Genomic DNA, 14,549 nt, shown 5'->3' on the forward strand with positions numbered 1-14,549 from the left:
GGTGGCGCATGCGATCACATTGACGTCGAACGCCGGCGAGGCACTCCTCTTCGCCAACATGACGGCGACGGAGGCGCTCGGTCGTCTGTTCGAATGTCGCGTCGAGGCGATCAGCCGGAACGCGCAGGTCGACCTGCGCGCGCTGCTCGGCACGCCGATGACGGTGACGATGACGACGCCGCAGGGGTACGTGCGGTACTTCAACGGCATCGCCACGGAGGCGGAGCAGGGCGGATTCGTGTCGATCCAGGACGTGCGCTACGCCGTCTACGCGTTCGTCGTCCGGCCCAAGGCGTGGCTGCTTTCGCAGACGTCGGACTGTCGCATCTTCAAGGGGCGGAGCGTGCCCGAGATCGTGCGCGACCTGCTCGCCGAACACGGGTTCAGCGACGTGCGCCTCGCACTCACGGGCGCCTACGATGCGCGCGAGTACTGCGTGCAGTACCGGGAAAGCGCCTTCGACTTCATCAGCCGGCTGATGGAGCAGGAGGGCATCTACTATTACTTCGTCCATGCGAAGGGCCGCCACACGATGGTGCTCGCCGATGGACTCGGGGCGCACGCACCCGAGCCCGGCTTCGAGACGATCCCCTACGCGCCGCCGACCGAGCGCGGCCATCGGGTCAAGGCGTCGATCCACGAATGGCACACCGCGCGTTCGGTCAACCCGACGCGCGTCCGTCTGGACGATTACGACTATCAGCGCCCGAAGGCCTCGTTGCTCGCGAACGAGCCGGTCAGCGACACCGCGGACAGTCATGGCGTTTCCGGGCTGGACATCTACGACTATCCGTATGGCTCCGTCGGCTATGCGCAGCGCCAGGCGACGGGACAACGCTTCGCGCAGGTACGCGCCGACGCGCTCAACGTCGCCGCGGCGACCGCATCGGCATCGACGGACGCGACGGGGCTCATGACCGGCGCGCTGTTCACCTTGCGCGACTTCCCGCTCGCCGACGCCAATCAGCAATATCTCGTCATCGGTGCGACGACGCGGCTGGTCGAGGTCGACTACCAGGCGGGCGGGATCGAACCCGATGCCGGCGAAGCACCGTTCGCATGCCGCTTCCAGGTCATCCGCAGCCGTCACCCCTTCCGAACCGCGCAGACCACGCCGCGGCCCCGCATCGCCGGCGTGCAGACGGCACGCGTGTACGGGCAGGTCGACGAGGATATCGAAGTGGACAGCCTGGGCCGCGTGCAGGTCACGTTCTTCTGGAATCCGCCGGGCAAGCCTCATGCCGACCAGTCGTGCCCCGTGCGCGTCGGCTCGTCGTGGGCCGGGAAGCGCTGGGGCATGCAGTTCATTCCGCGCGTGGGGCAGGAAGTGATCGTCGGGTTTCTCGAAGGCGACCCCGACCGGCCGCTGATTCTCGGTTCGGTCTACAACCAGGATCACGCCACGCCCTACGCGCTGCCGGAAGAAAAGACACGCAGTGGCGTCGTCAGTCGCAGCCTGCGTGGCGCGCAGGGGGAGGCGAACGAGATCCGCTTCGAAGATCGGAAAGGCGACGAAGAGCTACTGCTGCATGCGCAGCGCGACCTCCGGCACGAGGCCGAGAACGATCACTTCAGCACGATCGACCGCGACGAGTCGACGAAGGTCGGTCGCGACCGCAGCCACGACGTCGCGCGTGACGACACGCTGCACGTGGGCCGCCGTCTGCGTATCGAGGCGGGCGAGGAGATCGAGATCGTGACGGGGCTCGCGCGCATCGTCATGAAACGCACGGGCGAGGTGCAGATCGTCGGCACGACCCTTCGCCTCACCGGCACGGGCGCCATCAACCTCGCCGCCGGAGGCGCCACGTCGATCACGTCGGGCGCCGCCGTGTCGCTGACCGCCGGCGCCACGGTGGCGGTGACCGCGACGGCGGCCGTCACGGTCACCGCCGGCGCCGCTCTCATGCTCTCTTCGACCGCGGGACCGGCGGTGCTGAAGGGCCTCCCGCCGCTGCTCCTGTGACCGCCATGACGCAAACACCTTCCGTTCCCGACGTCGCCCGCGAGATCGGGCTCGACGATACCGCGCTGCGTCGCCTGCATGCCGGCATCGCGCAGCGCGACGCCATCCGCTCGCTCATCGACGATGGCATGCCGGGCGCGGCCGTAAGGCTGCTGGTCCGTCTCCTGCCGCGAAGCTATGTGGTGCCGTGGTTGTGCCAGTGCGCGACGACGGCACCGCTCGCCGAGGACGAGCGCGAAGGTGTCCGGCTCGCGGAGGCATGGTCGCGCGATCGCAGCGAAACCCATCGCCGCGCGGCCCTCGCTCACGCGGCCGCCCGGCATTACGTGGGCGTCGGCGCCCTCGTCGCCGCCACCGCCGGCTGGTCCGAGGGTTTTCTTCTCGACGCCGACGGCAAGGAGGTCGCACCCGTCGCGACCCACCTGATGGCGGTCGTCGCCGGCGCCGCCCTGCTGACCCTCGCCGCCGCCGGCGACGACTTCGAGGCGGGCTGCCGCGCGCTCGTCGATGCCGGCGTGCCGCTGCTCCGATCGGAGGAATCCTGATGACCCGTTTTACCGGACCGACGCTGGTCCTGTCCGTGCTGGGCACGCATGCGAACGACATCGCCGAGCGCACGTCCACGCGCGTGGAAGGCCGCGATCTGACCATCGGGCGTGCGGAGCCCTGCGACTGGGTACTGCATGCGCAGGGCGTGTCGCGGCAGCATGCGATCGTCCGCTTCCTCAACGGCCTGTATTTCCTCGAGGACCGCAGCACGAACGGCATGCTCCTCAACGGCGAGCCGTTGCGCGGCGGCGAGCCGGTGGCCCTTCGCGATGGCGACCTGATCCAGATCGACACGTTCGAGGTGCTGGCCACCGTCGAGTCGCCCGCGGACGTCGCGCAGACGACGGCGCGTCGCGGCGGCTCGGACACCGTGCGCGGTGCCGTGGCGATGCCGACACCGGCGGACACGTTCGTGCCAGGCGGGATCGATCCGCTCGACGTCGTCTCGACGACGCCGGGTTCACTCGATCCGCTCGCGTGGTTCCACACCGTCTTGCCGGTGGAGGCCGCGACGCCGCCACGACAGGAGCGTTCATGGGCGCACTCGTCCGCGCTGGAGGACCACGTCGCGACGCCGCGCGTCGAGCCGGCACCGGCGCCGCCCGCCACCGGCGTCCTGCCCGAACACTGGGACAGCACGCGCAGCCTGTTCGCGATGCCCGCGCCGCGCGCCGACGACACGCCGGTGACGGAGGTTCCCGTCGCGGTAGCCGCGGAGGCGGCACCCGCCTTGCCGGAGCGGCCCACGCCGACAGGCGCACCCGCTCGTCTGGAAACGCTCTTCCTGCACATGCTCGACGGCGTGATGGACGTGTTGCGCGCGCGTGCGGAGCTGAAGAACGGCTTTCGCATGCCGGCGACGCTGATCCGTCGTTCCGAAAACAACCCACTGAAATTCGCGCCCACGGCGGAAGAGGCGATGAGCCGTCTGCTGTCCGGACCCAACGACGCGTTTCTTTCCGGCGACGCTGCGATCGTCGACGCGATGGACGACATCCGCCTCCACCAGGTGGCGCTGCTCGCCGGCGTGCGCGCCGCGTTCGACGACCTCGTCGCGCAGTTCGACCCGTCGCGGTTCGAGGAGGAGGGCGCGCGGCGCGGCCGCTTTGGTTTCGCGGCGTCGAAAGGCCCATGGGAGCGCTATCGCGCGTTTCATGCCGGGCTCGCGGGTGACCCCGACGAGCGGTTCCGGCGTCTGTTCGGCGACGAGTTCGCCCGGGCGTATGAAGACCAACTCGCGCGATTCAAGCGCGACGGAGCGACACGATGACCGCATTCAACAAGGTGGTGTGGAGCGAAGGCCTGTTCCTGCGCCCGCAGCACATGCAGCAGCAGGACCGCTATACCGAGCGCTACATCGAGCTGCGGGCCGCGACCCTGCGACCGCACCCCTGGGGCTTCGACGAGCTGGAACTCGAACGCGACCTGCTCGCGATCGGCAAGCTCGGCATCCGGCGGGCGCGCGGCGTGTTTCCGGACGGTACGCCGTTCTCCATGCCCGACCGTGACCCGCTGCCGCCGCCGCTGGACATCGATGCGAACTGGCGCGATCAGACGATCCATCTGACGCTGCCGTTGCGCGCGCCGACGCAGCCGGAGAGCGCCTGGCCCGACGCGTCGCCCGCCGGGCAGCTCGCCCGCTTCCGGGTCCGCGAAGCGGAGGTCGCCGATGCCTCCGGCAGCACGCCGGGCACGGTGGTCCTCGACGTCGGCGGCATGGATGCGCGCATCGTCGCGTCGTCGCAGCCGCGCGAAGGCCTGCTCGAACTGCCGATGGCGCACCTCGTGGAATGCCGCGCGGATCGACGGGTCGTGCTCGACGACGGCTTCATCCCGACGGCGCTGTCCTGTCGCGCGGCCCAGCCGCTCTGCCTGCTGCTCACCGAACTGCTGGGGCTGCTGCACCAGCGCGGCGAAGCGCTGGCGGCGCGCGTGGCGGGTACCGATCGCACCAGCACGGCGGAGCTCGCCGACTTCCTGATGCTCCAGCTGGTCAACCGCTTCCAGCCGCAGCTCGCGCACCTCGCCGAACAGCCGCTGCTGCATCCGGAAGATCTCTATCGCCTGCTGCTGGGCCTGGCCGGCGAGCTGGCGACGTTCACGTCGCCGACGAAACGCAGCGAGGTATTCGCCCCGTACCGGCACGACCGGCTGCGCGAGAGCTTCGAGCCCCTGATCCTGTCGTTGCGTACCAGCCTCAGCGCCGTGCTGGAACAGACCGCCGTGCCGGTGCCGTTGCAGCAGCGCAAGTTCGGCGTCTGGGTGGGCACGCTGTCGGACACCAACCTCCTGGACAGCGCGAGCTTCGTGCTCGCCGCGAAGGCCGACATCGCGGTCGCGGACATGCGCCGACGCCTGCCGACGCAGTCGAAGATCGGGCCCGTGGAGAAGATCCGCGACCTGGTGAACCTGCAATTGCCCGGCATCGCCGTTTCGTCGCTGCAGAGCGCGCCGCGCCAGATCCCGTATCGCAGCGGCTACCAGTATTTCGAACTCGACAAGGCGTCGCCCATGTGGAAGACGCTGCGCACGTCGGGCGGTGTCGCGCTGCACTTCGGCAACGGCTTCGATGGCCTCGACCTCGAACTGTGGGCCGTGAGGAACTGACCGATGCGACCCGACGATAAATCCATCGCCGACGACGCGACCGTGGTGCGTCCCAGTGCCGCCACGGCGCCGGAGCCCGTGCCGACCCGCTCGACGGCACCGCGGCGCGACCGGCTTCCGGCCACGGTGCCGCCGGCCGGCGGCAATCCGGTCGTGCGTGCCGCGAATCCGTTGCTTCTGCTGGCGGCGCAGCTTCGGCACAGCGTCGACGCACCCGACCCGGACGTGCTGCGCGAGCGGGCGGTCGCGGGCATCCGTCAGTTCGACGATGCGGTCGCGCGTGCCGGTGTCGACCCGCAGAGCGGTGTCACGGCGCGCTACGTGCTGTGCACGATGCTCGACGAGGCGGTGCTCGAATCGCCGTGGGGCGAGCGCACCGGCTGGCAGCGGCAGACGTTGCTGGTCACGTTCCATGGCGAGACGTACGGCGGCGAGAAGTTCTTCGTGATTCTCGACCGCCTGTGTCAGGACATGATCCGGCACGCCGATCTCGTGGAGCTGATGTACCTCTGCCTCGCGCTGGGCTTCGGCGGGCGCTACCTCGTGGAACCCGGTGGCGCCGCACGGCTTGCCGACCGCCGCGAAGACACCTATCGGCGACTGCAGGCGTATCGGTCCGCTCCGGCGTCGGCGCTGTCGCCGCAGTGGAAGGGCCTCGACCGGCCGATCGTGGAGCGCCGGGCGCTACCCGTGTGGATGGTGGCCCTTGGCGGCGTCTGCGTGCTCGTGGCGACGTGGACGTACCTGCATGGCCGTCTCGGCGGCGTCGCCGAGCCCGTCGGCGCGCGACTGGCGGCCATCGGCCTGCAGGGAGCACCGCTGCCGGTGAAGACCGCCGCACCGAAGGCGCCCCGGGCAAGCCTGCGGCAGTTGCTGGCGGACGACGAACGGCGCGGAGCGATCGGCATCGACGAAAAGCCCGACGGTCAGGCGACGTTGCGTCTTGCCGGTACCGAAATGTTCCCGTCCGGTGGTGCCGATGTCGCGGCGGGCGAGGCGAGCCTGCTCTCGCGCATCGCGGGCGCCCTCGACCGTGTGCCGGGCCGCATCGTCGTCGTCGGCCACACCGACGACCAGCCGATCCGTTCGCTGCGTTTCAAGGACAACGTGGCGCTCTCCGCCGCGCGCGCGAGCAACGTGGGGGCGATCCTCGCCCGCGGGTTGCACGACCCGCGGCGCATCGAGACGAGTGGCGCCGGTTCGTCGCAACCGGTGGCGACGCCCGTCGATCAGCCAGCCAACCGCGCACGCAATCGTCGCGTCGAGATCCTCTTCATTCCGGAGGCCGGATGACTTCCGCACCCCAATGGCTGCGCCACGCGTGGTTTCACGCCGCGCTCGGCATCCTCTTCCTTTCCCTGCTGATCTGGTTCGGCGGCCCGTACCTCGGACTCGGCGACAGCCAGCCGTTGACCGGTGTCGCGGCACGCGTGCTCGCGATACTCGTCGTGTGCGTCGTCTGGACAGGCGCGATCGCCTGGCGGCATTGGCTGACCGCGCGGCGCAGCCAGCGCATGGGTGCGGAGCTCGCGTCGCAGGCGGATCCCGCGCGAGCCGATGCCGACGCGCGGGCACGCGCGGAGAACGACGTCCTGCGAACGCGTTTCGCCGAGGCGATGGCACTGTTGCGCAAGCGTCGCGACGGTGGCGGCAACCTCGAACGCCTGCCGTGGTACCTGCTGATCGGGGCGCCCGGGTCGGGGAAGAGCACGTTGCTCGAACACTCCGGCCTCGAGTTCCCGTTGCTCAAGGCCACGGGGCGTCGTTCGCTGAGCGGTATCGGCGGCACGCGACACTGCGACTGGTGGTTCACCGACGACGCCGTGTTCCTCGACACGGCGGGCCGCTACACGACGCAGGACTCCGATCCCCATGCGGATGCCTCGGCGTGGGACGGCTTCCTGCAACTGCTTCGCCGGTATCGACGGCGCCGTCCCGTGAACGGCATCGTGCTCACGGTGAGCGCGGTCGAGCTTCTGACGATGGGCGAGGAAGCGAGGCAGCGGCACGCGCAGGCCTTGCGCGAGCGGCTCGACGACATCGGCACGCGGCTTGGCATGGCGGTGCCGGTGTACCTGGTGTTCACCAAGTGCGATCTCGTCGCCGGTTTCCTCGAGTTCTTCGACGGCCTCGATGCCGCCGCGCGCGCCCAGGTCTGGGGCACGACCTTCACGGCGGCGCAGAGCCTCGACGGGACGGCGCACACGCATCTCGGCGACGCGTTCGATGCGTTGCTCGGGCGTCTTGACGAGCGCGTGATCGAACGCATCCACGCCGAGCGCGACCTCACCCGGCGAGGCCGGTTGCTCGCGTTCCCGCAGCAGGTGCGCGGTCTGCGCGACACCGTGCTGCCGCTGGTCGCGTCGGTCTTCGGTCGTCATAGCTATGGCCGCTCGCCGATGCTCCGCGGCGTTTACATGACATCCGGCACGCAGGAGGGGACGCCGATCGATCGCGTGCTGTCCGTTGTCGGGCGCTCGTTCGGCATGGCGGGCGCCGTGCCCGCGTCGTCGCGGGCGCAGCGGCGCACCTTCTTCGTCGAGCACCTGATCGCGCGGACGATCCTGCCGGAGGCGGGGTTCGCCGGTGCGAACCCGGTGGCGCTGCGCCGCCGACGCGTCGTCGAAGCGGCGGCGCTGGGCGGCATCGCGGCGCTCACGATCGCGCTCGTCGTCGGCATGGCGATCAGCTACGGCCGCAACGCCGATCACGTGGCGCGCGTCGCGCAGGCGTTGCAGGACTATCCGGCGAACGCGCCGTCGACGCCGACTTCGTTGCGGGCTTACTACGCGCAGGCACTCGCGCGCCTCGACGTACTGGCGCGCGCGCAGCAGGTGGCCGACGAGGTCCGGCACCCTGTCCCGTGGTCGATGCGCTTCGGCCTGTATCAGGGTCAATCGCTCTACGACGACGTGCGCGCCGCGCGGTCGCGCGAATTCCAGGCCAGCGTGCTGCCCGGGCTCGCGCTCCAGTTCCGCGATGGCCTGCGCGACGCGGCCGACGATCCGCAGCGGCTCTACACGGTGCTCAAGGGCTACCTCATGCTTGGCGAGCCGGCCCATCGCGACGATGCGCAGCTCGTGCTACTCGCCAGCGAGCGCTGGCGAGAGGTCTTTCCCGACGAGGACACGCTGGTCCAGGCGTTGCAGGACCATTTCAGGGTGCTGTTCGACGGTCGCGACGCGTTGCGTGCGTTGCCGGTCGACAACGCGCTGGTGGAGTCGGCGCGCGCGTCGCTTCGCGCGGCCGACCTGGCGACGCTGATCTACGGCAACCTCCGGATCGACGCCGAGGCGCGCGGCGACGCGCCCGTGCGGCTCGACAGGACGCTCGGCCTGCTCGGCGAGGTGTTCCGCCGCCGCAGCGGTGCGCCGCTGACGAAGCCGTTGCCGGCGCTGTACACGCGCCCGGTGTTCGCGGCGATGGTCAGCGGGGCGCCGTCCGGCCGTATCGCGGAGGCGGTCGCCCGCTTCGCGAAGGACGACTGGGTCTTCGGCGCGACGGCGACCGATCCCGTGAGCCGCGCGTCGCTGACGACACAGGTCCGCACGCTCTACGTCGACGATTACATCCGCGCCTGGGACGGCCTCATCGGCGATCTCGAACTGCCTGCGGTATCCAGCGTGCAGGAAGCGAGCGGCGTCGCCTCGCGCCTTGCAGCCCCGGGTTCGCCGTTGAAGGCGCTGCTGCTCCTCGTTCGCGACAACACCACCGACCTGCTTCGCGACACGGGCTCGCGCACCGACACGACGGCCGGACGTATCGCGGGCGTCGCCGAGGCGCGCGCGACGCAGCGGGCGACGAGTCGCAGCGAGATCGCGCGCGTGATCGCCGAAGGCAACGCCACCGGCACGAGCCGATCGTCGACGCCTGCCGACGCGCCCATCGTCGAGCATTTCGCCGCGCTGAACCGCCTCACGGATGGCACGGCCGGCGCGATGCCGCTCGACCGCACGCTCGCGACGCTGGACCAGCTGAGCAAGACGTTGCTGACGACGCGTCCGGGAGCGGAGAGCGTCGGGCAGACCGATCCCGCGCTGGCGACGATGCGGCAGGACGCGGCGCAGTTGCCGCCGCCGCTTTCGGCGTGGCTGGGCGGGCTTGCCGGCAACAGCGAATCGCTCGTCGGCAAGGGCGCGACGGGCGCGCTGGCGAACGGTTTCCGCGAAGCGGCGGGTGCCGATTGCGCGCGCTTCGTGCAGGGACGGTATCCCTTCGTCGCGGGCAGCGCCAACGACATTCCGCTGCAGGACTTCGCGGCGCTCTTCGGCAACGGCGGACGCTTCGATGCCTACTTCCGGCAGACTCTGGCGAACGTCGTCGACACCAGCGGGGCCAGCTGGCGTTTCCGCGACGGCGCGCCCGCGAATGGCGGTGCGCCCGTGCTGGCGTCGGCACAGCTCGCCGACACCATCCGTCAGGTGTATTTCAGGGACGGACCGCGCCCGCAGGTCGGCTTCACGATATCGCTCACGACACCGCCGCCGGGGATCGGCCGGATGACGATCGCCGTGGATGGACAGGTCTTCGAATACAAGGCTGGCCAGCCGTCGGCACCGGTGGCGATGCAATGGCCGGGACCGACACCGGGCATGACGCGTGTCGACGCGTGGGATACGTCGGGCCAGCCCCTTCCCGCGCTCGTCTATGCCGGCGAATGGGGCCTGTTCCATGCGCTCGATGCGGCATCGTTGCAACGCCGCACGGAAACGCGTTACGGCGCGTCGTTCGGCTTCGGCACCGTGCGCGCGAACGTCGACATCGACGCGGCGAGCCTGCGCAATCCGTTCGGCGACAACAGCGTCCGCCGCTTCCGGTGCCCCGCATGAGCGCGCTCGTCCCGCCCGCGGCAGGCTTCCACGGCAAGTTGCCGGGCGCCGGCGATTTCGTGCAACGCCGGCTGCCCGCGGCGTTCGTCGATCCGTGGGACCGCGCCTGGGAGGCGTCTCTTGCCGGCCTGGCGGAGCGGCATGGCGACGGATGGCGCGAACGGTTCCTCGACATGCCCTCGTGGCGTTTTGCCCTGGCGTCGTCGGTCTGCGGTCCCCTGCCGTGGGTGGGCGTGGTGACGCCCTCGACAGACCGTGTCGGTCGCGTCTTCCCGCTGGTGATCGCCTCGCCGTCGACACCCGACGCGTGCGGCTGGCCCGGCCTGCCTTCCACGCGATGGTTCGCGGCGGTCGAGCGTTGCCTGTGCCACGGCCGTGCCGACGGCACGCCCGCGGCGTTCGACGCGATCGTCTCGTCGCTCCCCGACGCTCGCGCGATGAGCGGTGGGTGGCGCGCGCCGCGGGGCGGCAGCATGCACGCGCTCTGGTGGCGGGGCGACGATCCGCACGCGGGTACGTGGCGCGCCGGCCTGCCCGAAGACATCGACGAATTGCGGACCGGAGCCGCCTGCGCATGACGATGCACTACCGATCCGCCGGACGGACCGATACCGGTCACGTCCGGCGTCATAACGAAGACGCCATCCTCGACGCACCCGCGCAAGGGATCTGGGCGGTCGCCGATGGACTCGGCGGCCACGCCGCGGGGGACGTCGCCAGCCGTATGGTCGTGGAGGGCCTGCGTGCGTTACCCCGCGTGGCGGACATCGCCGATCGCATGGATGCGATCGAAGACGAACTGCTCCGCGTGAACCATGCGCTCCGCCGGATGGCCCGCGAACGGCGCGTCGACGCCATCGCGTCGACGGTCGTGCTGCTGGTGCACGTACCGGGCGCGCTGCTCTGCGGCTGGGTGGGCGACAGCCGCGCTTACGGCTTCGAGCACGGCGCGCTGCGCCTGCTGACGCGCGATCACGTCCACGGCGATCGCGAGGACGAGACGCGATTCGGTGCGGGCCCCGCGCGGTCGACGGCCGGCGTGCTGACCCGTGCGGTCGGCGCCGAGGATCGGCTCTACGTCGACTGGAAGGTGATTCCCTGCCGGCCGGGCACGGCGTTCGTGCTGTGCTCCGACGGTATCAACAAGGAACTGAGCGACGCAGAGATCGAGGCGTGTTGCCGCCGCGACGGGGAGCCCGCGACGCTGCTCGCGAGCCTCGTCGACGGTGCGCTCGCCCGCGCCGGTCGCGACAACGTGTCGGCCGTGGTGGTGCGGATCGACGATAACGAGGAAACACGATGAACGAACACGACGACGACGCGACGCGCGTGGATCCGGTCCGCGGCACGCCCCGTCCGGACGACGACGCCACCGTGGTCAATCCGCTGCACACCGCGGCGGGAGAGGGCACGGCGACGGCGTCGGCTTCGCGTGGCACCGGCGAAAGCGGGTGGCGAAGGATCGCCGACCTCGCGCAGGGCGAGCGGATCGGCACGGGCAGCCTGCTGAAGCATCGCTTCCATCTCGAGCGCGAACTCGGACGCGGCGGCATGGGCGTCGTGTACCTCGCACGCGACGAACGCAAGGTCGAAGCGCGCGATCGCGATCCGTACGTGGCGGTGAAGGTGCTCAACGACGAGTTCCGCAAGCATCCCGACGCGCTGGTGGCGCTGCAGCGCGAGGCGCGCCGCGCGCAGCAGGTGGCCAACGATCACATCGTGCGCGTGTACGATTTCGACAAGGACGGCACCAACGTCTTCATGACGATGGAGTACGTCGAGGGCAGCGACCTGCGCACGCTGATCCGTGGCAAGGCGCGCGACGGCATGGCGTTCGTCGATGCGTGGCCCCTGATCGAGGGCATGGGCGAGGCGCTGCAGCGCGCCCATGCCGCGGGCATCGTGCACTCGGACTTCAAGCCAGGCAACGTGATGGTGACGACGGGCGGCGTCGCCAAGGTGTTCGACTTCGGCATCGCGCGCGCGGGCAAGCTCGGGGCCGACGCCGGCGACGATCGCACCGTGTTCGACGCCGGCACGCTGGGTGCGATGACGCCGGCCTACGCCAGCCTCGACATGCTCCAGGGCAAGCCGCCATCGCCGGCCGACGACGTCTACGCGTTCGGTTGCGTGGTGTTCGAGCTGCTCACCGGCCGCCACCCGTTCGACAAGGCGAATGCGGAGGAAGCGCTGGCGCAGGGACGTCGCCCGCCTGCGGTGCCCGGCCTCGACAAGCGACAGTACAAGGCGCTTTGCGACGCCGTCGCGTTCGACGGTGCGCGGCGCGGCGGCGACATCGCGCACGTGATCGACGGACTGCGCCCGCGCCGCTGGCGCGAGCGTGCGACGCCCTGGCTCCTGGCCGGTGGCGTGATGCTCGCACTGGCGGCGGGTGGCACCTGGGTCGCGCAGACGCAGGTCGAACGGCACCACGTGGCGGAGACGCTGCGTCGCCTCGCGCCCGGTCAGGCGGACGGCTTCCGCGACGAAGACGGTCTGCGCACGGCACTCGCGGCGCTCGACGGCGACGAGCGTCGTCGCGTCGTGGTGGACGGTGCGGACGCGATCGACGGGTTCCTCGTGCGCCTCGTCGCGTCGCACTGGGATCCGGCGCACGGGCGTTTCGACTATCCGGCGGCCGTGCGTACCTTCGGGCTGCGCGCCGAACTGAAGAGCTTCGCGCCGAAGCTCGATCGCCGGCGTGACGAGGTGACGCACGAGCGCGACGAGGCGCTCAACCGGCTCGACACCGCCTTGAGCCAGGCGATCCTCGCCAATCGGCTGTTCGGCGACGGCAACGACGATGCGCCCGCCATCCTCGCGCGCATCCGGCAGATCGATCCGGCCAGCCGCCTGCTCTCCAATCCGGAGCTCGAGCTGAAGCTGGACATGGCGGTGAGCGACAGCGCGAAGGCTGGCGACCTGCCCGGGGCGACCGCGCACCTCGCTGTCGCGCGGCGCATGCTGCCCTCGTCCACGCGGCTGGCGGCACGCGCGCTCGCACTCGCACAGCCGCCGGCGACGGCGTCGACGGCATCACCCGCCGAAAGCCCGACATCCGCGTCCGCGCCTGACCTGCGCGAGGCCGAGCACGAAGCGCGCCTCGAATCGTTGCGCCATGCGGCGGCGGCAGGCGACCTGGCGAAGGCGGTCGAGAGCTTCCAGGCCTTGCGTGTCATCGACGGGGGTGCGGTGCAGACGGACGACGAAGCGGCGAACCTGCTCACGGCGGCGTTTCTCGACGCGGCGCGCGATGCGTGTCGGGCCGGCCACTGGAAAGACGCGGCGGAGCGCATCGACAGCGCGCTGACCGTGATCGGCGAGCGTGACGACCTGCGCCGTGCGCAGACCCGCTACGACCTAGCGCTGGCCGTGATGAACGCGGGCAAGGCGCCTGGCGTGGTGCCTGCCGTGCAGGACGACCTACGCAAACGCCTCGCGGCGGTGCAGACGAACGACCCGCAGGGCCTGAAGGACCTCGAAGCGGCGATGGTCGCGTCGAAGGCCTTGCCCGAGGGTTCCCTTTCGGCGGTCATCGGGAAACTACACGCGGTGCCCGTCGCGCCGCCCGATCCGTGCGCACGCCGTGGCCTCGCGGGCACGGCGCGCGAGTGCTTCGACACGTTCTCGGCCGGCGCGCATGGCCCGGCGCTGATCGTCGTTCCGCGCTCGCCGAAGCCCTTCGCGATGACGCGCACGGAGATCACGGTCGGCAACCTCGATCAGTACTGCCGTGCGACGCGCACCTGTGCGGTCTCCCGAGGCATCGCGCCCACGGAGCCCGCGCGCTCCGTACCGGTGGCGTTCGCACAGCGATATGCCGCGTGGCTCACCCAGGTGAGCGGGCACGTCTACCGCCTTCCGTCCGACGACGAGTGGCTGCTGGCCGCGCGCGCGAACGCCGGATGGGACAGCAAGGACGTGGATTGCGGCGCGTCTTCCTCGGGCATCGGACGGCTGATGAAAGCGCCGGATTTCGGCACGCATGGCGCCGCGAACCCGTGGGGTCTGGTGGATCTCACGGGCAGCGTCTGGGAGTGGACCACGAAGGGACGCGGGCTCGCGGTGCGCGGCGGCAGCTACCGTAGCGGCGGCGACGCCTGTTCCGTCGGTACCGTCCGTGCCAGCGACGGTTCGGCGGAGCGCGACGTCGGTTTCCGCCTCGTCAGGGAGGTCCGCTGATGGACTGGGACACGGGCTTCGATCGCGAACTGGATGCACTCAACGACGCGCACAGCCGTGCGCGCATCGGTACGCCGGAGTACCGGCTGCGTCGTCGCATGCTATTGCGCACGCTGCCGCGCCGAAGAGGCGGCGCGACGCACACGTTGCGGCGGCCCGCGAGTGCCGCGCCGGTCGTGCGCGCGTTGCCGATGCGGCGGGCGGTGGTCGTGCGGCCGAGGACGGCGTGGCGATGGTGGCTTGCGGGGGCGATCGTCGCGTTGGTAGCGGGTGTGCTGGTCTGCCGGGCGCTTTAAGCTCGGCTGCGCCATCGCGTTGGGCGCGTGCACGGACGTGGCTGCGCCGTGGAGCAAGAGCAGCCGTCACCCCGGCGTACGCCGGGGTCTACCGCCTCGGTTTCCGGCCGGCGACGGAGC

At 70.6% G+C, this 14,549-nt stretch carries 10 protein-coding genes; all 10 read left to right on the forward strand.

Going from position 1 to position 14,549, the window contains the following annotated elements; all coding sequences use genetic code 11:
* Position 1: 1 nt before the first annotated feature.
* Genes tssI through BMX32_RS10860 form a run of 10 tightly spaced genes read left to right on the forward strand, consistent with a single transcriptional unit; the run spans position 2 to position 14,429 of the window.
* On the forward strand, positions 2-1,966 hold the full coding sequence (gene tssI / locus BMX32_RS10815) for a type VI secretion system Vgr family protein (protein ID WP_089978604.1): 1,965 nt from the start codon (positions 2-4) through the stop codon (positions 1,964-1,966).
* A gap of 5 nt (positions 1,967-1,971) precedes the next feature.
* Positions 1,972-2,511, forward strand: a complete 540-nt coding sequence (locus BMX32_RS10820; protein WP_089978609.1) for a DUF6931 family protein — start codon at positions 1,972-1,974, stop codon at positions 2,509-2,511.
* The gene (gene tagH / locus BMX32_RS10825) at positions 2,511-3,785 is read left to right on the forward strand and encodes a type VI secretion system-associated FHA domain protein TagH (protein WP_089978613.1); all 1,275 of its coding nucleotides are present in this window, start codon (positions 2,511-2,513) and stop codon (positions 3,783-3,785) included. The genes BMX32_RS10820 and tagH overlap by 1 nt, the downstream gene beginning before the upstream one ends.
* Entirely contained in the window at positions 3,782-5,122 is a 1,341-nt protein-coding gene (gene tssK, locus BMX32_RS10830; RefSeq protein WP_089978616.1) for a type VI secretion system baseplate subunit TssK, read from the forward strand. The genes tagH and tssK overlap by 4 nt, the downstream gene beginning before the upstream one ends.
* Positions 5,123-5,125: 3 nt before the next feature.
* Positions 5,126-6,415: a type IVB secretion system protein IcmH/DotU gene (icmH, locus tag BMX32_RS10835; protein ID WP_089978620.1), complete on the forward strand. Its 1,290-nt coding sequence runs from the start codon at positions 5,126-5,128 to the stop codon at positions 6,413-6,415.
* Positions 6,412-9,951 (forward strand): type VI secretion system membrane subunit TssM, encoded by a 3,540-nt coding sequence (gene tssM, locus BMX32_RS10840; RefSeq protein ID WP_089978623.1) that lies wholly within the window; start codon positions 6,412-6,414, stop codon positions 9,949-9,951. The genes icmH and tssM overlap by 4 nt, the downstream gene beginning before the upstream one ends.
* Complete coding sequence (gene tagF / locus BMX32_RS10845; protein ID WP_089978627.1) at positions 9,948-10,529, forward strand: type VI secretion system-associated protein TagF; 582 nt, start codon at positions 9,948-9,950, stop codon at positions 10,527-10,529. The genes tssM and tagF overlap by 4 nt, the downstream gene beginning before the upstream one ends.
* The gene (locus tag BMX32_RS10850; protein ID WP_089978630.1) at positions 10,526-11,254 is read left to right on the forward strand and encodes a PP2C family protein-serine/threonine phosphatase; all 729 of its coding nucleotides are present in this window, start codon (positions 10,526-10,528) and stop codon (positions 11,252-11,254) included. Before tagF ends, BMX32_RS10850 begins: the two co-directional genes overlap by 4 nt.
* On the forward strand, positions 11,251-14,133 hold the full coding sequence (locus BMX32_RS10855) for a bifunctional serine/threonine-protein kinase/formylglycine-generating enzyme family protein (RefSeq protein ID WP_089978633.1): 2,883 nt from the start codon (positions 11,251-11,253) through the stop codon (positions 14,131-14,133). The genes BMX32_RS10850 and BMX32_RS10855 overlap by 4 nt, the downstream gene beginning before the upstream one ends.
* Positions 14,133-14,429, forward strand: coding sequence for a hypothetical protein (locus tag BMX32_RS10860; RefSeq protein WP_089978637.1), 297 nt, complete (start codon positions 14,133-14,135; stop codon positions 14,427-14,429). Before BMX32_RS10855 ends, BMX32_RS10860 begins: the two co-directional genes overlap by 1 nt.
* Positions 14,430-14,549: the final 120 nt, after the last annotated feature.

This window comes from Luteibacter sp. UNCMF331Sha3.1, assembly GCF_900109915.1.
Lineage (GTDB): Bacteria > Pseudomonadota > Gammaproteobacteria > Xanthomonadales > Rhodanobacteraceae > Luteibacter.

What these genes read in the sequence shown, in the direction of transcription:
- BMX32_RS10820 (WP_089978609.1), top strand. Translation starts at nt 1,972, where the DNA reads ATGACGCAAACACCTTCCGTTCCCGACGTCGCCCGCGAGATCGGGCTC.
- tagH (WP_089978613.1), top strand. Translation starts at nt 2,511, where the DNA reads ATGACCCGTTTTACCGGACCGACGCTGGTCCTGTCCGTGCTGGGCACG.
- tssK (WP_089978616.1), top strand. Translation starts at nt 3,782, where the DNA reads ATGACCGCATTCAACAAGGTGGTGTGGAGCGAAGGCCTGTTCCTGCGC.
- icmH (WP_089978620.1), top strand. Translation starts at nt 5,126, where the DNA reads ATGCGACCCGACGATAAATCCATCGCCGACGACGCGACCGTGGTGCGT.
- tssM (WP_089978623.1), top strand. Translation starts at nt 6,412, where the DNA reads ATGACTTCCGCACCCCAATGGCTGCGCCACGCGTGGTTTCACGCCGCG.
- tagF (WP_089978627.1), top strand. Translation starts at nt 9,948, where the DNA reads ATGAGCGCGCTCGTCCCGCCCGCGGCAGGCTTCCACGGCAAGTTGCCG.
- BMX32_RS10850 (WP_089978630.1), top strand. Translation starts at nt 10,526, where the DNA reads ATGACGATGCACTACCGATCCGCCGGACGGACCGATACCGGTCACGTC.
- BMX32_RS10855 (WP_089978633.1), top strand. Translation starts at nt 11,251, where the DNA reads ATGAACGAACACGACGACGACGCGACGCGCGTGGATCCGGTCCGCGGC.
- BMX32_RS10860 (WP_089978637.1), top strand. Translation starts at nt 14,133, where the DNA reads ATGGACTGGGACACGGGCTTCGATCGCGAACTGGATGCACTCAACGAC.